Source organism: Streptomyces sp. NPDC022910, from assembly GCF_055561075.1.
In genome coordinates this window covers 1-18,281 of the sequence record NZ_JBVHHL010000011.1, presented here as the reverse complement: position 1 = coordinate 18,281, position 18,281 = coordinate 1, and the positions used below count along the sequence as shown (strand labels likewise).

The window sequence follows — 18,281 nt, the reverse complement described above, 5'->3', positions numbered from 1 at the left end:
TGGAAGAGGCAGGAGAAGAGCCGGGCCCCGGCGCCAAGGGGGGAGTGGCGCCGAAGCCCGGCTCCGGAAGAGTCCCGGCGCCAGGGGGGGGAGTGCGTCGGGACTCGGCTCTGGAGGGCGCGGACCCTGCGGTCCGGCCCATGCTGTGGAGGGGCCCGGAGGTCTTGTGCCCCGGACCCGGCGGGTTGAAGCGACGGAACACGCCAAGTCGTGCGGCAAGGGCAGCTCCGCGCGGCCGGTGTCGCACACCGGCCGCGCGGAGACCGTCACGCCGCCGCGTCGAAGCCCGTCTGCCGCGCCAGCTTCTTCAGCTCCAGCAGCGCGTGCTTCTCGATCTGCCGGATGCGCTCGCGGGTCAGCCCGTGCTCCTTGCCGACCTCCGTCAGCGTCCGCTCCCGGCCGTCCTCGATGCCGTACCGCATCTTGATGATCGAGGCAGTTCGGTCGTCAAGCCGTCCGATCAGGTCGTCCAGCTCCTCGCTGCGCAGCAGCGTGAGGACGGACTGCTCCGGCGACACCGCGGACGTGTCCTCCAGCAGGTCACCGAACTGGGTCTCGCCCTCGTCGTCCACCGACATGTTGAGCGAAACCGGGTCGCGGGCCCAGTCGAGCACGTCGCTGATGCGCTCCGCCGTGGAGTCCAGCTCGGCCGCGATCTCGGCGGGCTCGGGGTCCCGTCCGTGCTCACGGTTGAACTCCCGCTGGACGCGGCGGATCCGACCCAGCTCCTCGACCAGATGCACGGGCAGCCGGATGGTCCGGGACTGGTCCGCGATCGACCGGGTGATCGCCTGACGGATCCACCAGGTCGCGTAGGTCGAGAACTTGAAGCCCTTGCGGTAGTCGAACTTCTCGACCGCGCGCACCAGACCGGCGTTGCCTTCCTGGATCAGGTCGAGCAGCGGGAGACCACTGCGCGGATAGCGGCGCGCCACGGCGACGACGAGCCGGAGGTTCGAGCGGATGAAGATGTCCTTGGCCCGCTCGCCCTGGGCGACCAGGGCCTCCAGCTCCTCACGGGTGGCATCGGCCTTGGCCTCCTCCTCCCCGTCGAGGATCTGCTGTGCGAACACACCCGCCTCGATGACCTGGGACAGCTCGACCTCCTTGGCGGCGTCGAGCAGCGGCGTACGCGCGATCTCATCGAGGTACATGCCGACCAGGTCGCGATCGGCGATCTCGCCGCCATGGGCGCGAACACTGTTTGCCGCGTCGGCGGTCTCGCCTTCGGCGGACTTGCGACGGGCGACGGCACGGGTTGCCATGCGTGCTCCCTTGCGATGGTGGGCTAGCGGATGGTCCAGGGACGCTTCGGACACCCTTCCGGGTGCCCGGCATCCGAAGGAAACAACGACTGGAATCAGGACAGAATTCCCAACACGCCCCTCGATTTTTCTGATCATGCAGTACCCTGTCTCCCGCTACGCAGGGAGGTCGGATGCTGTCGGAACGTACAGAGGTGCAGGTCAGACCGGGAGTCGAGAGTGACCTCGAAGCCCTCACCGACATCTACAACCACTATGTACGTGAGACACCCATCACATTCGACACCGCGGTCTTCACGCCGGAGGAGCGACGTCCCTGGCTGCTCTCCCACCCTGAAGACGGCCCGTACCGGCTGATGGTTGCCGTGGCCGGGGACTCACAGGAGATTCTGGGATACGCCACATCCAGCGCTTTCCGCCCGAAGCCGGCGTACGCGACCTCGGTGGAGGTCACGATCTACCTCGCCCCGCATGCGACGGGCCGGGGTGTCGGCCCGCATCTCTACAAGGCCCTCTTCGAAGCCCTCGCCGACGAGGACCTCCACCGCGCCTACGCGGGCATCGCTCAGCCCAACGAAGCGTCCGTGCGGCTGCACGAACGCTTCGGCTTCCGGCATATCGGCACGTACCGGGAGGTGGGGCGCAAGTTCGGGCGGTACTGGGACGTGGCCTGGTACGAGAAGGAGCTGTAGCCCCGGCGGGGGTCAGCCGAACTGCACCGACCTCTTCGCCAGCCCCATCCAGAACCCGTCGATCACCGACTTCTTCGCGTCCAGTTCCCCCGTCGCGTCCGCGGCGCCCATCGTCACGAAGAGCGGGGCGAAGTGTTCCGTGCGGGGGTGGGCGAGGCGGCCCGCCGGGGACTTACGGGTGAAGTCGAGGAGGGCGTCGACGTCGCCGGTCTCCAGCGCCCGGTGACCCCAGTCGTCGAACTCCGCCGACCAGCCCGGCACTCCCCCGCCCGCGTGGCGCAGGGCGGCCAGGTTGTGGGTGAAGAAGCCGGAGCCGATGATCAGGACGCCCTCGTCGCGCAGCGGTGCCAGCTTGCGGCCGATCTCCATGAGCCCGACCGGGTCGAGGGTCGGCAGGGAGATCTGCAGGACCGGGATGTCGGCCCGGGGGAACATCTCGACCAGCGGAACGTAGGCACCGTGATCGAGGCCGCGGTCCGGGAAGTCCTGCACGGAGGTGCCGGGGGCGCGCAGCAGCTTGCGCACGGAGTCGGCGAGCGCCGGGGCGCCCGGAGCCGCGTACGTCACCCGGTAGTAGCGCTCGGGGAAGCCCCAGAAGTCGTAGACCAGCGGGACCGTCTCGAGCGCACCGAGGGCAAGCGGAGCCTCCTCCCAATGGGCGGAGACCATCAGGACGGCCCTGGGGCGCGGCAGACCGGCGGACCACGCGGCGAGCTGGCCGGGCCAGACCGGGTCGTCGGCCAGCGGCGGCGCACCATGGCTCAGGTAGAGGGCGGGCATGCGCTCGGGCGTAGTGCGCTCCTCGGCGACGGTGGACACGGTCGCGGCTCCCTTCCGACCTACTTGAAAACTCAAGTTCCAATAGACCGTACCGCCCACTTGTTTAACTTTCAAGAAGGCGCCTCGTACAGTGGAGTACATGAAGACGGCACCCGCTGATGACACTCGCTGGCTCACCGACGAGGAGCAGCGCACCTGGCGTGCGTACATGCACGCCATCACTCTTCTCGAGGACCACCTCGACCGCCAGCTGCAGCGCGACGCGGGCATGCCGCACGTGTACTACGGACTGCTGGTCCAGCTCGCCGAGGCGCCGGGCCGGCAGCTGCGGATGACCGAGCTGGCCATGCAGGCGAAGATCACGCGTTCCCGGCTCTCGCACGCCGTCGCCCGCCTGGAGAAGAACGGCTGGGTCCGACGCGAGGACTGTCCCTCCGACAAGCGCGGGCAGCTCGCCGTCCTCACCGACGACGGGTACGAGGTGCTCTCGCGCACCGCGCCCGGACACGTGGCGGCCGTGCGCCAGGCCCTCTTCGACCGGCTCACCCCCGAACAGCAGCAGTCCCTCGGCGAGATCATGTCGATCATCGCGGAGGGACTGCAGCCCAAGGAGGCGGGGGCGGACCTGCCCTGGCTGCGCTGAGCCGCCGGGCGGAACGCCCCGGACACGGGTCCGCCCCGGCCCCGCGGGGTCGCGGAGCCGGGGCGGACCCCGGAGGCGTACGGGCGAGGCGTCCCTACCTCTCGCCGTACGCGATGTGCCGCCGAAGGAGGTACCTGTGAGGCCCGGTCAGTGGGCGACCACCGGAACCTGCACCTCGTCCTCGACGCCCGCGCCCTCGCCCTCGCCCTCGCCGGAGACCGACGCGGCACCCGGCCGGCCGGCGTTGATGAGGGTCAGGGCGGCCACCGCGGCCACCACCAGGATGCCGACGGCGAACCAGATCGCGTTGGCGTAGCCGTGCACCTGCCCCTGCAGCTGGACCAGCTGCTGCTGAGGCTTGGAGGCGGCGGCCGCGATGTGGTCCCTGATGTACGACGTCGTCGCCGAGGCCGCGATCGTGTTCAGCAGGGCCGTACCGATCGCACCGCCCACCTGCTGCGAGGTGTTGACCATCGCGGAGGCGACACCGGCGTCCCGCGGCTGCACACCGTGCGTGGCCAGGGACATGGCCGGCATGAACGCCGTACCCATGCCGAGGCCCAGCAGCAGCATGGCCGGCAGCACCAGGGCAGCGTACGAGGACCCGATCTCCAGCTGGGCCAGCAGGAACATGCCGGCGGCGGCGACCAGGAAGCCGGGGCCCATCAGCAGTCGCGCCGGGACGCGGGTCATCAGCCGGGTGCCGATCTGGGTGGAGCCCGTGATCATGCCCGCGATCATCGGCAGGAAGGCGAAGCCGGTCTTGACCGGCGAGTAGCCCTTCACGATCTGCAGGTAGTAGGTCAGGAAGAGGAACGTGCCGAACATCGCGATGATCGCGAGGCCGAGGGAGAGGTAGACGCCGCCGCGGTTGCGGTCGGTGACCACGCGCAGCGGCAGCAGCGGGGCCTTGACCTTGGTCTCGGTCAGCACGAAGGCCACGAGCAGGACCGCCGACGCGATGAACAGGCCGACCGTCAGGGAGTCGCCCCAGCCGTCGGACTCGGCGCGCGTGAAGCCGTAGACGAGCGAGACCAGGCCGAGGGTGGACAGGATGACGCCGGGGATGTCGAGCGGCGAGCGGTTGCGACCGCCCTCCGGCTCACGGATGACGAAGTAGGCGCCGGCCGCCGCGACGAGCGCGAACGGGATGTTGACGAAGAAGGTCCAGCGCCAGTCCAGGTACTCGGTGAGGAAGCCGCCGAGGATGAACCCGACGGCGCCGCCGCCACCGGCGATCGCACCGTAGATACCGAAGGCCTTGGCGCGCTCCTTGGCGTCCGTGAACATCACGGCGAGCAGCGAGAGGGCGGCAGGGGCCAGGAGGGCACCGAAGACGCCCTGGAGGGCGCGGGCGCCGAACATCATCGCCCCGCTCTGCGCCGCGCCGCCGATCGCGGAGGCGGCGGCGAAACCGGCCAGACCGATGACGAAGGCGCGCTTGCGGCCCCACAGGTCGGCGACCCGGCCGCCGAAGAGCAGAAGACCACCGAAGGCCAGGGCGTAGGCGGTCACCACCCACTGGCGGTTGCCGTCCGATATCCCCAGATCCTGCTGGGCGGACGGAAGTGCGATGTTCACGATGGTGGCGTCGAGGACGACCATCAGCTGGGCGAGCGCGATGAAGAGCAGCGCCCGCCAGCGATTGGCGTCGGGAGCGGAAGCGCCGGGGGCGCTTCGGGCTGTTTCAGACATGGAGGTACCCACTTCGGGACTTCGTGACGGAAGCTTCGAGACTCGGAAGCGAAAAAGGACGTCGGAAGACACGGCTCGTCGACGGTGACGGCCGGAGGACTGTCGTCGGTACAGAGACGGGCGGAGCCCGCAGAACTAATCGCTCAGGACTGGCGGAGATCCTCTACGGTCGTGGCCGTGCCGGGCAGTTCGGAGCGGGCCGGGGCCCGCAGACCGTCCAGGAACAGCTGCAGATGACGGTGGACGAAGCGGTCGAGGCTCAGGCAGCCGGTACCGGCCGGCGGCCTGCTGAGCTGGGCGACTGCGATCATCAGGTCCCCGACGCCGACGTCGGGACGGAGCTGCCCGGCCGCGCGGGCGCGCTCCATGAGCTCCCCGACGAGCTGCTCGATCCGTTCGCGCGCCGCCTCCAGGTCGGGGTGGTTCTTGTCGAACGTGCTGGAGACCATCGGGCACAGAGCGCTGACCCGCTCGTCGGCGGCGGCGTGCACGAAACGGGACAGGGCCTCGAAGGCGTCACCGGTCTCGGCGAGCGCCCGTTCGGCCTCCTCGGACGTGCGGTCCATGACCGAGCAGACGACCTCGCGGACGAGCGCGTCGCGGTCGGGGAAGTTGCGGTACACCGTGGCGTTGCCGACGCCGGCCCGACGGGCGATCTCGTCGAACGGCACCTCGGGGCCGAACTCGACGAACATCTCCCGGGCGGCGGCGGTGATCCGCTCCCGGTTGCGCAGGGCATCGGCACGCGTGCGTGCCGCTCGGCGCTGCACGGGGGTCGCGGTCTGCACGGCGTACTCCTCGGGCTGGTGGAGTGCGATGCGGGGATTCAATCCCCGTTTCGCTCGGACAGAGGGTTAAACGGGGAATCGGTCCCCGGTTATTTCCCGGCCTCGAACCAATTCTCCGTGACCTGGGTCACACTCGTCGCCTGAACGGCCGACCACACCCGCCCCGTCTCCCATCAGCCGCCGGCACCACCGCTCACACCTGCCCTCACCTGCCCATCACCCTTCCGCACACCAGAACCCTCGTTCGGTCCGCTCCAGCGCGCGTTCGCACCTTCGGCGCCACAGGGTGAGCGCAAGGGTGCAGCCGGTGACCTGCGGCTGCCGTGGAGCGAAGGGGCCATCGCATGCTGCCTTCCCGCCGCCGGATACGCTCGCGCCGCGCAGCCTCGCTCGCCTCGGTCACCGTGCTGACGCTGGCGGTCTCCACCTCCGCCGGGACCGGACACCTGATGTCGGGCTCCGCGACGGCGGGCCCCGTCGCACCGGCTCGTGCCTCGGCGCTCCGCCCCTGCATGATCCACGGCCGCGTAGGCATCCAGATGCCGGAGACGATCCCGACCCCCGCCGGGTACGCCCGCTCCACCGGCACCGTCCACGCCCTCAACCTGATGATCGACTTCTCCGACGCACCCGGCCCGGGCAGCGCGCTCGACCGGCTCGCGGAGTTCTTCCCACAGACCCGGAAGTGGTTCACCACCAGCTCCTACGGCCGTCTCGACTATCGCGCCGAGGCCCCGATACGCCACTGGCTGCGGATGCCCAAGCCGTTCACGGCATACGGGATAGAGCGCGGCGCGCCCTTCGACCCCGGCTACCGCCAACTGGTCCAGGACATGGTGGCCGCCGCCGACCCCGAGGTGGACTTCCGCCGCTACGACCTGGTGAACGTGCTGGTCACCCCCAACGCGGGCCCCGCCGCTCTGGACACCGTCCTGTCGGTGACCTTCGCGGGCAACGCCGAGGCTCCGGTCGCCGACGGCGTGCCGATCGCCAACGCGTCCTTCATCTACAGCCGCCAGGACGACGGCTCCGGCTCCTACGCCCTGACCGGCTACCGGGTCCTGCCGCACGAGAACAGCCATACCTTCGGCCTGCCCGACCTCTACACCCAGGAGGGCGGGGCCGCCGTCGGGCACTGGGACATCATGAGCGAGGACTGGGGCGCGGACAACGACCTGCTCGCCTGGCACAAGTGGAAGCTCGGCTGGCTCTACGACTCCCAGGTCAGCTGTGCGGTCACGCGTGGCACCACCGACTACACACTGACCCCGCTCGCCCGCACCGGCGGCCGCAAACTGGTCTTCGTACCGATCAGCTCCAAGGCCGGCTACGCCGTCGAACTACGCACCCGCGAGGGCAACGACGCGGCGGTGTGCCGGCCCGGCATCCTCATCTACCGGGTCGACGCGGACGTCGACACCGGCAGCGGCCCCGTCACGGTCTACGACTCGCAGCGCAACAGCGGCGGCTGCACCCGCAGCCCGAACGTCCACGCCGAGCTGTCCGACGCCACCTTCCTCCCCGGAGAGACCTTCAAGGATCCGAAGGCGGGGGTCGCCATCACCGTCGTGAACACCGATCACGCCGGGCACTTCCGCGTGCGCGTGACGCGACGGTGAGGCGCCCGCCGAGGCATACGCGGCTGAGGCGCCCGCCGAGGCACACCGGACCGAGACCCCCACCGGGCTGAGGCGCCCGCCGAGGCACACCGGACTGAGGCGCCCACCGGGGCATACGGGGCCTGGGCGACGCACGACGCGGGCGAACGCGGCGGATGCGACCGGCCCGGCATTACCGTGACCCCATGGTCCCGAACGTCACCCCGACCCAGGACACGGCCGCCCCCGCCGAAGCCGTCACCCCGCTCATGCGGGGCCTCACCGTGCTGCGGCGGCTCACCGACGCCGACGGCAGCTGCAGCCTCAGCGCGCTGGAGCGGGCCAGCGGGCTGGCCCGGTCCACGGTCGACCGGATCACGGCGACACTCGCCCGCATGGGGTACGTACGGCTCGACGGCCGGGACGCTCTGCTCGCGCCGCGGCTGACGGAACTGGGCAACGCCTACCTCGCGGCGCTGCGGCTGCCGAAGCTGCTGGATCCCCACGCGGACGCGCTCGCCGACGAGCTGGACGAGTCGGTGTCGCTCGCGGTCGCCGACCGGGACGGCATCCGCTTCATCCATCAGGCGACCCGCCGCCGTGCGATGTCACTGAGCTTCCGCATCGGCGATCTGCTGCCCGCCGAACGGACCGCTCCAGGGCCTCTGTTCGCGACGGAGTGGGACGACGCCGACTGGAAGCGGTGGCGCGAGCGGCGGGCCGCCGACCCCGAGGACCGCGGCTTCCCGGCGGTACCGGCCCGCAGCCGCCCGCTCGGCGGACCCGACGGCGCCGCCCTAGGCGACGACTTCGAGGAGCGCACCGCACAGGCACGGTTGCAGGGATGGTCGCTGGACGACCAGCTGATCGAGCCGGGTCTGGTGGCGCTCTCCCTGCCCGTACGGGGCGACGGCGGCCGGATCGCGTGCGTGGTCAGCGTGGTCAGTCACACCAGCCGGCACTCGGCGGACGATCTGCGCCTGACCCAGCTGCCGCGGCTGCGCACGGCGGTGGGGGCGATGGAGCGGGAGCTGCGCGAGGCACCGCCCGCCGTCCCCGCCCCTCCGTCCGGGCTCGCGTCCTGGACCGGGGCCTCGAAGCAGGAGCTGGGGCGGGAGTTCGTGGAGTCGCTGGCCCGCGGACTGACGGTGATCACGTCCTTCGGGGAGGGGCGCAGCGAACTGACGCTGACCGAGGTGGCCGAGGCGACGGGGCTGGCACGGGCCACGGCGCGGCGGGCGCTGATCACGCTGGAGCACCTCGGGTACGTCACCGCGCACGGCCGTGTCTTCCGGCTCACCCCGCGTGTCCTGGGCCTCGGCTTCCCCCCGCTGTCCCGGACGACGCTGCCGGACATCGCCACCCCGCACCTCACCGCCCTCTCCCAACTCCTGCACGAGTCGACGGCGTTGTCGGTGCTGACGGGTGACGACATCCAGTACACGGCCCGGGTGTCCCCGAGCCGCATCATGAGCGTCAATGTCACGGTCGGGAGCCGGCAGCCGGCGTACGCGACATCGCCGGGCCGGGTGATGCTGGCGGATCTGGTGGAGCCGAAGCTGCCCCAACCGGCCTCGCTGACGCCGCGGACGGTCACGGATCCGGGCGAGCTGAGGGCCGTGCTGGACCGGGTACGGAGCGAGGGATACGCCTTGGTCGACGAGGAGTTGGAGGAGGGGCTGCGGTCGATCGCGGTCCCGGTGCGGGATCGCGGCGGCCGGGTGGTCGCGGCGGTGAACGTCGCCATGCACAGCAGCCGCCGCACGGTCGAGCAGTGCGTGACCGAGGTGCTGCCGGAACTGCACGCGACGGCGACACGGATCGAGGCGGATCTGCATGTGGCGGGGCGGTTCAGGCGGGTGCCGGGTATCTGAGGCGGTCCTGGGAGGTGCCGAGCGTCTGACCAGGGTCCGAGCGACTGCCTGACAGACGTGGCCCGCGGACGAAATACAAGGCCGGATGCAAACCGGATACGCGGTTCTTTTGGCACGCTTCCAGCCACTGAACTTCCGCTGCCGGGCACCGAACACTGATCAGCTCGCCTCCGCCCTCCTCCCCGCGGCCGCCACCACCCGCAGCGCCGGCGCCGAGGCGATGCGCGGCAGGAGCAGCGACCAGAAGCGCGTGAGCGTGATGCGGGACAGCCAGCGCACATCGTGCCCGCCGAGCGCGGCGAAGCCGACCGTCGCGCCGACCACCGTGGCCACCAGGTCCCGGGGAGCGACGTCGGAAAGCAGTCCCTCGCGCGAGGAACGGATCACGGCCCCCTCCACCCAGGCGTGCCAGTGCTCGTACAGGTCCTCGCCGCGGCCGGTCGCCTCCACGCTGTCCCCGAGGTCGAATCCGGCGCGCAGGATGACGTCGTGCCCCAGCCCCTGCAGAAGGGCATGGCTCGTGTCGACGAGCGCCTGCAGCGAACCGCCGAGCTGCGGCGGCGGGCGCTCGGCGGAGATGATCCGCCGTAAGCGCTGGGCCGCCGCCTCGCGCACACCCGTGGCCAGGGCCGCCTTGCTGGGGAAGTGGAAATGCAGGGCTCCGTTGCTGACCCCGGCCCTTGCACTGATCGCCGACAGCGAGACCACCTCGAAGCCGTCCCGGCTGAAGAGCTCGGCGGCGGACCCGATCAGGGCATTGCGCGTCCGCACCGCACGTTCCTGCTTGGCCATCGGTCGCTCCATCGCTACTGGGACCCAGGAGCTTAACAAACCGTACGTGCGGTTTTCTAGTGGACGAGCAACGACTCCCCTCAACGTGTGGAAAATCGGGATCAGTTGGGCCGGAGCACGACGGGCAGTGCCGCGTAACCGTTGACGATGAAGGACGGCACCGGCTCCAGCGCATCCACAGGAAGCGCGGGCTCGAGGTCGGGGAACCGACCGAAGAGTGCCCCCAGTGCGGAGGTCGCCTCGAGCCGCGCCAGCGGCGCCCCCAAGCACCGGTGGACGCCGTATCCGAACCCCAGGTCGTCGCGTCGGCCGGACCGCAGCACGTCGAAGACGCCCACGTCCTCTCCGTACGCCGCGGGGTCCGCAGCGGCACCGGCGAAAGAGACCAGGATCGGGTCGCCCTTGTTGATGCGTACACCGTCCAGTTCGATGTCCTCGACGGCGAACCGCATCGGCGAGTACGCGGCGGGGCTGTGCGTGCGCAGCGTCTCGGCCACCACGTCGGCCCAGTCGGCCCGGCCCTCGAGCACATGCGCGCGCTGCTGCGGATGGGCGCACAGGGCACCGACCGCGTTGGTGATGAGCGTGCAGGTGGTCTCCTGACCGGCGGCGATCATCAGGTAGAGGGTGCCGAGGAGTTCCTGCTCGGTCAGCCGGCCCTCGTCGCTGTCACGCGCCTCGATCAGCGCCGTCGTCAGATCGTCGCCGGGCCTTGCCCGCTTCTCGGCGGCCAGCTGCGCCAGCATGCCGAAGACCCGCACCTGCGCCGCGGCCATCTCGTCCCCGGGGATCGCCGTGCCGAACACCAACTCCAGGTCGGCACACAAGGGTTCGCGTGCCTCCTCGGCGACCCCGAACAGTTCGCAGATCACCCGCATGGGCAGCACCTTGGCGAACCGCGCCCGCAGATCGACCGGTTCGCCGTCAGGCAGCGCGGCCAGCTCGTCGAGCAGCGCCGCGGTGATCTCCTCGACGCGCGGCCGCAGCGCCTCCGTGCGCCGGGCGGTGAAGGCGGCGGCGACCAGCCGGCGCAGCCGCGCGTGGCCCTCCCCGTAGGCGAAGAGCATGTTCTCGTTCGCCACCCACGGGTACAGCGGCCAGTCCTCGCCGATGCGGCCCGCCACGAAGTCGGGCCAGTGCTGCCGAGCGTCCTTCGACACCCGGGGATCCATGAGGAGTTGCTTGACGTACTTCTGCCGTACGACGGCCCAGGCGCGCACCCCTCCCGGCAGCTCCACCTCCACGGCCGGGCCCTGTGCCCGCAACATCGCGGTCTCGCCCGGCAGGTCACGCCCGGTCACGTCGAGGGCGTAAGGGCATGCGTTCATGTCCGTCGCGGTCATGTCCATCGCGCTGATGTCCATCCGTGCACTCCGTTCGGTCGGTCGGCCCGTTCGGCATTCGGCGTGGCACGCCGTTCGGCGCGCCACGGTGGAACTCATGTGCACATACGGGGAGTCGGAGGCACCGATGGGCCCCATTCCCCTCGCCGGAACCCCGCCCAGGCGAATCACTCCGCCGCGATCGCCCCTTCCGGATCGCGCTGCTCCGAATCGGAAGCGCGCTGCCCCGAGCCCGATTCGCTCTGCCCCGAGCCCGATTCGCCCTCCCCTGGGTCCCTTTCACCCTGCCCCGAGGCGGACTCGCGCTGTCGCACGGCGGCCTCGTACACCTTCAGCGCCCGTTCCGGAGAGAAGTCCAGACGGACCAGGACCCCCGGCACGGCGACGGACGGCATCAGGTGCCGGTAGAGGTCGGCCACCCGCTCGGCCAGATCCTCCCGCTCGGTCATGATCCTCGACAGCACCTGGACTCCGGTGAACCCGCCGACGAACAGCTTGGCGAGGGCGTCGACATCGGCGTGCGGAAGGATTTCCCCTCTCCGCTTGGCCTCCTCGAAGACGGCGTGGGTGTGCTCGGTCCACGCCTGCATCGGCACCCGTCGGTTGAGGTGGTCCTTGGGCGAGCCCTGGTCCACGGTCAGGCGCACACTGCCCTGGACGATCGGGTCACCGGTGCCCCTCCTGAGCAGATGGGCGAGCAGCAGCGCCTCGTCCAGCGATTCCTGCAGCTTCAGCTCCTGTTCGGGGACGCGCGGTAGAGAGCTGACCTGCGCGGCCAGGACCGCCTGGGCCAACTCCTCCTTCGAGGCGAAGTGGAAGTAGAGGGCGCCTTTGGTGACACCCGACCTCTGCAGCACGTCGGAGATGGTCGCCGCCTCGTATCCGACCTCGTCGAACACCTCGGCCGCGGCGACCAGGATCGCCTGCCGCGTCCGAATGGCCCGCTCTTGCCGTGCCACCCGCATCCTCCGTACCACCGTCGATGCCTCGGACAATAAAACCAGCCGAACGGTTTTTCAACCCTCAGACATCGACCACGAAGACCGCCCGAAAGACGCCCGGACGGTGCTCGGAAAGTACTCAGAGCAGCCCGCCTTCCTCCCCAAAGGGAATATATGGAACGCCCATCCATCCCACCCGAGCCGGAAGGTCTTGAAAACAAAACCGGATGGTACGTATCTTCAGTCCCGTGCTTCACGCCTGACCTAACCCACACCAGGGGGAAGCTCGATGACTGTCATCACGTCCGAGGCGTTGGCGACGGAAGCAGAGGGCCGGAGCGATTCGTCGGACCGGCGCCCGTGTGCCACAGGACACCCGGTCGCCGGCGAACTGGCGCACCTCCTCTTTGAGGGCGCCGACCGCGACCGAAGGCACGGCACATGGCGCAGGATGATCTCCGCCCGCACGTTCTCATACCGACCCGGCCTCACCCCGGCCGAGCGGGCCACCCTCTCGTACGACCGCCTGCACCTCCTGAACGACGCCCTCGACGATCCGGCCCGGTTCACCGCGGACCCGCACCGACTGGCCGCACTGCACGAGTGGATCGGACCGGTGGACGGCGGGCTCACCACTCTTGCGAGCATCCACTACAACCTGTTCCTCGGCAGCCTCGTCGACCACGACAACGAAGGCCGCGACCTGTCCGCCTTCACCTCGCTCCAGCACACAGGAACGTTTCTGTGCACGGAACTCGAGCACGGCAACGATGTCGCCGCGATGGAGACCGTCGCGGTCCTCGACCGGGCGAACGGCGGCTTCCACCTGCACACGCCGACGCCCGGGGCGCAGAAGTTCATGCCCAACACGAGCCTGACCGGCGGCCCCAAGACGGCGGTCGTCGCGGCCCGGCTCATCGTGGACGACGAGGACCAGGGCGTCTTCCTCTTCCTGACCCCGCTCAGCGACCACGCGGGCCACCTGCCGGGAGTGACGGTCCGCCGACTGCCCGACCGCACGGGCACTCCGGTCGATCACGCCCTCACCTCCTTCGACCACATGTGGCTGCCGCGCGAGGCGCTCCTCCAGGCCGACCACGGCCGCCTCGGCCACGACGGCACGCTGACCAGCAACCTCGGCAACAAGCGCAAGCGGCTCCTGCGCTCCATCAACCGCGTCACCATGGGCAAGCTCTGCATGAGCGCCGGCACCCTGGGCATGGCCCGCGCCGCACTCGCCATAGCGGTCCGCTACGCCCACAGCCGCCTCATCGCAGGGCCCAGGGCCGGCGAGCGCGTTCCTGTCGCCGCGCACCGCAGCCACCACAGCCGTTTGCTGGACGCGCTGGCGACGGCGTACGCGATGACGTTCCTGCACCGCACGGTCGTCGACCGGTTCGCCGCGCACACCGAGGAGGACCGGGAGGCGGTCGAGCGGCTCGCGGCGATCGCCAAGGGCTGGATCACCTGGCAGGCGCGGGACATCACCATCGAGTGCCGCGAACGCTGCGGCGCGCAGGGCCTGTTCCCCGTCAACGGCATCGCGGATCTGCCGGCGAACATAGAGGGCGGCATCACCGCGGAGGGCGACAACCTGGTGATCTGGGTGAAGGCCGCCTCCGAGATGGTCTTCGGCTACGAGTCGGCGACGCCGGACGCCGTGCGGGCCGGGGACCTGACGGACCTCTCCTTCCTCCGGGCCCTGCTCGCCCGGGCCGAGGCGATCTGGCAGACCAGGGCCCGCACGGCCCTGCGCGACGGCCCGTCCGGCGACCCCGTCGGCCGCTGGAACGTCACCTCGGAAGCCGCCCTGGAGATGGTCTCCGCGCACGCCCGCCTCCAGGCCGCGAACGCGTTCGCCGCGGCGGCCGACCGGGCGACGGACCCGAGGACCCGCCGTCTCCTCCACTCCCTGTGCCGCCTGTTCCTGCTCCGCACCCTCCGGGAACACACCGGCGACCTGCTGGCCGAGGGCCATCTGACACCGGACCAGGTACGGGCACTCCCGAAAACCCTGGACACTCTCACAGCCGACCTCGCACCGCACATGATGACCTTGGTGGACGCGTTCGACTTCCCTGCGGAGATGCTGTCGGCGATACCGATCGCGAGCGGGGGGTCGATTGTGCGGACGACAGGGAAATGAGGTGGGCGGCGCTGAGGCGGGGGGCCTGCCCGGGGGCCTCGGGGGCTGAGGGACTTGACAGAGCGCTGAGTAAGTGAAAAACGGCATGCAGTAAGCGCTCACCAAAAGTCCCCGGCCGACGGCGGTGCGCACCAGCAGGACGCATGAGGGGATGCCGACACGCTCTGGAGCGGGTCTGACACGGATGTACGGGTTCCATGGGGCGATGCGGGGGTGGGACCGGTTGCCGGACCGATGGGAGACACGGCTCCGGCAGAACAGAGGCGACCACCACGGAGAGCATCCGCTAGGCTGTCATCGGTTGGCTGCCGTCGGAGGGACGCCTTGCAGACTCCACCGACCCGGCCGACCAATGAGTGAAAACCCCGCCTTCGTAGCTCAGGGGATAGAGCACCGCTCTCCTAAAGCGGGTGTCGCAGGTTCGAATCCTGCCGGGGGCACAGTGTCTGACCAGCGCGTTTACCTCTCTGAGGTAGGCGCGCTGTTCGTCGTAGCCATGGCATTAACCATGAATAGGTTCCAGAACCATGGCGAACACCAAGAGCAAGCGACGTCAGCGCGGCAGCATCCGCCCCAACGGGGCTGGTTTCCAGGTCCGGGTCTACGCCGGGCGTGACCCGCTCACGAAGAAGGACATCTACCTCCACGAGCAGGCTGAGACGGAGACTGAGGCCGAGAAGGCCCGCACGAAGCTCCTGCACCAGGTCGACGAGAAGCGCCACCCCAAGACGCAGGTGACCATGTCGTTTCTGCTCGACCGGTGGCTGGGCGTCGCCGAACTCGACGAGACGTCGTACGAACGGGCCGAGGGCATCATCCGCAACTACCTCAAGCCCACCTTCGGCGACCTCAAGGCGGGCAAGCTGACCGCCGAGATGCTGGAGCTGTTCTACGCCCGTCTCCGGCAGTGCCAGGAACAGTGCGAGGGCCGACGCAACGGCAAGACCGACCCCAAGACGAAGCAGAAGCACGTCTGCGAGCCACTCGCCGCGAATTCCATCCGCAAGATTCACTTCATCCTGCGCCCAGCCCTCAACCGCGGCCTGCGCTGGGGTTACGTGACGACGAACGTGGCGGCCCTCGCCGAGCCGCCATCCCAACCCAAGCCGAACCCCGACCCGCCCACTCCGGAAGAGGCGGCCCTGGTTCTGAACACTGCCTGGCAGCGGGACCTGGACTGGGGAACGTTCCTGTTCATGACGATGGTCACCGGCTCACGCCGCGGCGAGATGTGCGCCCTGCGCTGGTCGGACATCAACCTCGACCGCCTCGAACTCTTCGTGAAGCACTCCAACAACGGCCGCAGGATCAAGGACACCAAAACCCACCAGCGCCGTAAGCAGGCAATCGACGTGATCACGCGTTCCGTCCTGGCCGCCCACCGAGCCCGAGCCGAGGAACGCTGCAAGGTGCTCGGCGGTGAACTCGCCCGCGACGCCTTCGTGTTCTCCGGCGAAGCCGACAGCTCCGCCCCACTCGTGCCCTCAAGCGTCAGCCAGAGGTACCGCCGCCTCGCGCAGAAGTTGAAGATCCACACCCACCGTCTGAAAGACCTGCGCGCGTACAACGTGACCGAGCTCCTGGGCGCCGGTGCCGACGTACGAACGGTCGCCGGCCGCGTTGGGCACGGCGGCGGAGGAGCGACCACGCTCAAGTACTACGCAGCCTTCCTGGCCACCTCCGACCGCCAGGCCGTCACCGCCTTCGCCAAGCAGCTGCCGGTGCCGGCAGGGCTACTCGCCGAACAGCCGGTCACCACCGTCATCAACGGGCTCCGCCTGCTCTGCGAGTGTGGCAACGAATCGCTGTGGGCGATGCTCGTGGTCACCGTGGAAGGCGCTGAGGCTCTGTGCGGCCAGTGCGAGACGGCCGTCCAGGCCCGCCCGGACGCGGCGGTGGGTCCCATCGGCAAGACCATCAAGACCGAAGCCGCCCCGCCCCGCGAGCTCGCTCCCTGGGAAGTGATCGCAAAGGAACTCGCGGACGCCATCAAGGACGGCACGATGCTGCCCGGCGAGGACGTACCCACAGTCGGCGACATCGCGCAGGCCCACGGTGTCTCGGTCGGTACCGCACACCGGGCCTTCACTCAGCTGAAGAAGAACGGCTTGATTGAGGTCAGCCGGGGCCGCCGAGCCGTCGTCCGCCGACTCCAGGAGGAGACCGCCGATGCCGCGTAGACCCGTGCTGTCCGGAGCATGGCCCAGGGAGTCGAACGCCTGGGGCGCTTAGCCCGCCACACCGACGCCCTGGGGCGACTGATTGACCCGTGGGGCCAGGGCCATCAGACAGCCTGCGCGCGATCGGTGTCACCTGCCTCCTCCACGTCGGTGTCCTCGTCGCTGAGGGCGCTCTGCATCTCGGGCGCGGTCCGCCGGGCCCGCAGCCGATCGCGGGTCTTCTTCAGGCTCCACCCACCGACGGCCAGCACGGTCGTGGTCATGAGGCTGCCGACGAACTCGGGCAGGGAATCGTGCAGCAGCTGTAGGAAGGACTCGTACACGGACGGACCGGCGCGCGCGAGACGCCCGGCCGCGCGCCGACTCCTTCACTGCGTGCCTTGAGTCGACTGGTCTTGCGGTTGCACCCCCGGGCCTGCGGGTGCGTGTGGACAGGTCGAGCACACCGTGGCGGCGGTGCGGTCGATATTTTGCCGGGCAAGCGCAGTTCCCGAAGCCTGTTCGGCGCTTCCTCCACCTATGGGCTGAAAAATCACGAACATCCGTAAGTCCGATCCGCACGTCACGGCGAGCGATGCGCCTGGGGTGATGCCACAACCTTGCCCGGGCACCACTCCTGGCTGATGGCTCACGGATGCCGCGTACGTTGGGCTCGGCACTCCACCAACGAGAAGCAGAATGAGGCGACTGTGGCTGAAGGCGAAGCGCGGAAGCGGCAGATCCACTACCCCCCGGTTCCCAACGGGATCGACTACCTCCGCGATGTCATCGACCGACTCGCCCGTGAGAACGGTGAGCCGAGCGAGCGCGACCTCAAGTACGCCGTCCTCCACCTCCAGGCGGCCGCCGAAGTGCTCCTCAAGGCCCGTCTACGACGAGAGCACTGGACTCTTGTCATCTCCAAGGCCGAGAAGACGAACCTCAAGAAGTTCGAGAAGGGCGAGTTCGAAAGCGCCACCACCGCCGAGACCGTTCGCCGTCTCGTCGACGTCGTCGGTCTCGACATCAGTGCCGACGACAAGAAGACTCTGGACGACCTAGCGAAGACCCGGAACCAACTGCAGCACTGGGGCATCACCGAAGAGGCCAACGCCGTACTCACACGTGCTGCCGACGTGCTCGACTTCCTGATCCGCTTCTTGGACCAGTACCTCCTGCCTCTCCTCGACGCAGACGACGAGGAGACCGTTGCGGACGATCTGGAAGAGATTCGGAGCGGACTGGTGCGCATAGAGAGCTACGTCACCAGCCGCATGGAGCGGCTCAAGGAGAACGACCTCAAAGGGCACGAGGCTCGGACAGTTCGCTGTCCCGACTGCCAGCAGTTGGCCTTGATCGTCGATGGAGACGCGAACAATTGTTTGTTCTGTCCCCGAGGCTGGACGGACCCGCTAGAGCTGGCCAGCGGGTACGACAACGCCTTCGGCTATCACCCGGCCCCTGGAGACGCCCCCTCTCTGTCAGCCTGTGGTGAGACGCCCTTCTGTGAACGTTTAACCTGAGAGGGCACGACAGGAGATTGCACACCCATGAGCAGTAGTGAA

Annotated in this window: 15 protein-coding genes and 1 tRNA gene; 8 read left to right on the top strand and 8 right to left on the bottom strand. The window is 69.4% G+C overall.

Going from position 1 to position 18,281, the window contains the following annotated elements:
- Window positions 1-266: 266 nt before the first annotated feature.
- On the bottom strand, window positions 267-1,265 hold the full coding sequence (locus ACZ3TS_RS13355) for a sigma-70 family RNA polymerase sigma factor (protein ID WP_467616975.1): 999 nt from the start codon (window positions 1,263-1,265) through the stop codon (window positions 267-269).
- Window positions 1,266-1,438: 173 nt separating this feature from the next.
- Between ACZ3TS_RS13355 and ACZ3TS_RS13350 the strand changes: the two genes are divergently transcribed.
- Entirely contained in the window at window positions 1,439-1,957 is a 519-nt protein-coding gene (locus ACZ3TS_RS13350; RefSeq protein ID WP_467616973.1) for a GNAT family N-acetyltransferase, read from the top strand.
- Window positions 1,958-1,969: 12 nt separating this feature from the next.
- Here ACZ3TS_RS13350 and ACZ3TS_RS13345 read toward each other — a convergent pair whose 3' ends face one another.
- Window positions 1,970-2,737 (bottom strand): dioxygenase family protein, encoded by a 768-nt coding sequence (locus ACZ3TS_RS13345; protein WP_467617280.1) that lies wholly within the window; start codon window positions 2,735-2,737, stop codon window positions 1,970-1,972.
- A gap of 139 nt (window positions 2,738-2,876) precedes the next feature.
- On the opposite strand from ACZ3TS_RS13345, the gene ACZ3TS_RS13340 reads away from it, so the two are divergent.
- Window positions 2,877-3,380 carry a MarR family winged helix-turn-helix transcriptional regulator gene (locus tag ACZ3TS_RS13340; protein ID WP_467616971.1) on the top strand — a complete coding sequence of 168 codons (504 nt, stop codon included), beginning with the start codon at window positions 2,877-2,879 and terminating at the stop codon, window positions 3,378-3,380.
- A gap of 147 nt (window positions 3,381-3,527) precedes the next feature.
- On the opposite strand, the gene ACZ3TS_RS13335 is transcribed toward ACZ3TS_RS13340, so the two are convergent.
- Together ACZ3TS_RS13335 and ACZ3TS_RS13330 are read right to left on the bottom strand one after the other, a co-directional pair.
- Complete coding sequence (locus ACZ3TS_RS13335) at window positions 3,528-5,075, bottom strand: MFS transporter (protein WP_467616969.1); 1,548 nt, start codon at window positions 5,073-5,075, stop codon at window positions 3,528-3,530.
- 143 nt (window positions 5,076-5,218) lie between these two features.
- Entirely contained in the window at window positions 5,219-5,863 is a 645-nt protein-coding gene (locus tag ACZ3TS_RS13330) for a TetR/AcrR family transcriptional regulator (RefSeq protein ID WP_467616967.1), read from the bottom strand.
- 344 nt (window positions 5,864-6,207) lie between these two features.
- Here ACZ3TS_RS13330 and ACZ3TS_RS13325 point away from each other — a divergent pair, with 344 nt between their 5' ends.
- Together ACZ3TS_RS13325 and ACZ3TS_RS13320 are read left to right on the top strand one after the other, a co-directional pair.
- Window positions 6,208-7,482 carry a M6 family metalloprotease domain-containing protein gene (locus ACZ3TS_RS13325; RefSeq protein WP_467616966.1) on the top strand — a complete coding sequence of 425 codons (1,275 nt, stop codon included), beginning with the start codon at window positions 6,208-6,210 and terminating at the stop codon, window positions 7,480-7,482.
- A gap of 185 nt (window positions 7,483-7,667) precedes the next feature.
- Complete coding sequence (locus ACZ3TS_RS13320; RefSeq protein ID WP_467616964.1) at window positions 7,668-9,335, top strand: IclR family transcriptional regulator domain-containing protein; 1,668 nt, start codon at window positions 7,668-7,670, stop codon at window positions 9,333-9,335.
- Between the two features lie 159 nt (window positions 9,336-9,494).
- On the opposite strand, the gene ACZ3TS_RS13315 is transcribed toward ACZ3TS_RS13320, so the two are convergent.
- The 3 genes from ACZ3TS_RS13315 to ACZ3TS_RS13305 all read right to left on the bottom strand — a co-directional run bounded on the left by ACZ3TS_RS13315 (window position 9,495) and on the right by ACZ3TS_RS13305 (window position 12,429).
- On the bottom strand, window positions 9,495-10,127 hold the full coding sequence (locus ACZ3TS_RS13315) for a ScbR family autoregulator-binding transcription factor (protein WP_467616963.1): 633 nt from the start codon (window positions 10,125-10,127) through the stop codon (window positions 9,495-9,497).
- 101 nt (window positions 10,128-10,228) lie between these two features.
- On the bottom strand, window positions 10,229-11,491 hold the full coding sequence (locus tag ACZ3TS_RS13310) for a cytochrome P450 family protein (RefSeq protein WP_467616962.1): 1,263 nt from the start codon (window positions 11,489-11,491) through the stop codon (window positions 10,229-10,231).
- A gap of 146 nt (window positions 11,492-11,637) precedes the next feature.
- Window positions 11,638-12,429, bottom strand: coding sequence for a ScbR family autoregulator-binding transcription factor (locus ACZ3TS_RS13305; protein WP_467616959.1), 792 nt, complete (start codon window positions 12,427-12,429; stop codon window positions 11,638-11,640).
- Window positions 12,430-12,700: 271 nt separating this feature from the next.
- On the opposite strand from ACZ3TS_RS13305, the gene ACZ3TS_RS13300 reads away from it, so the two are divergent.
- The 3 genes from ACZ3TS_RS13300 (at window position 12,701) to ACZ3TS_RS13290 (ending at window position 16,737) form a co-directional block, all read left to right on the top strand.
- On the top strand, window positions 12,701-14,557 hold the full coding sequence (locus ACZ3TS_RS13300; protein ID WP_467616958.1) for an acyl-CoA dehydrogenase family protein: 1,857 nt from the start codon (window positions 12,701-12,703) through the stop codon (window positions 14,555-14,557).
- A 367-nt stretch (window positions 14,558-14,924) separates the two neighbouring features.
- Window positions 14,925-14,997, top strand: a tRNA-Arg gene (locus ACZ3TS_RS13295).
- An 87-nt stretch (window positions 14,998-15,084) separates the two neighbouring features.
- Window positions 15,085-16,737 carry a tyrosine-type recombinase/integrase gene (locus ACZ3TS_RS13290; RefSeq protein ID WP_467616955.1) on the top strand — a complete coding sequence of 551 codons (1,653 nt, stop codon included), beginning with the start codon at window positions 15,085-15,087 and terminating at the stop codon, window positions 16,735-16,737.
- Window positions 16,738-16,841: 104 nt separating this feature from the next.
- Here the strand turns inward: ACZ3TS_RS13290 and ACZ3TS_RS13285 are convergent, their stop codons facing one another.
- A complete protein-coding gene (locus ACZ3TS_RS13285) occupies window positions 16,842-17,060 on the bottom strand; it encodes a hypothetical protein (protein ID WP_467616953.1) in 219 nt (72 codons plus the stop codon).
- A gap of 366 nt (window positions 17,061-17,426) precedes the next feature.
- On the opposite strand from ACZ3TS_RS13285, the gene ACZ3TS_RS13280 reads away from it, so the two are divergent.
- Window positions 17,427-18,239: a hypothetical protein gene (locus ACZ3TS_RS13280; RefSeq protein WP_467616951.1), complete on the top strand. Its 813-nt coding sequence runs from the start codon at window positions 17,427-17,429 to the stop codon at window positions 18,237-18,239.
- Window positions 18,240-18,281: the final 42 nt, after the last annotated feature.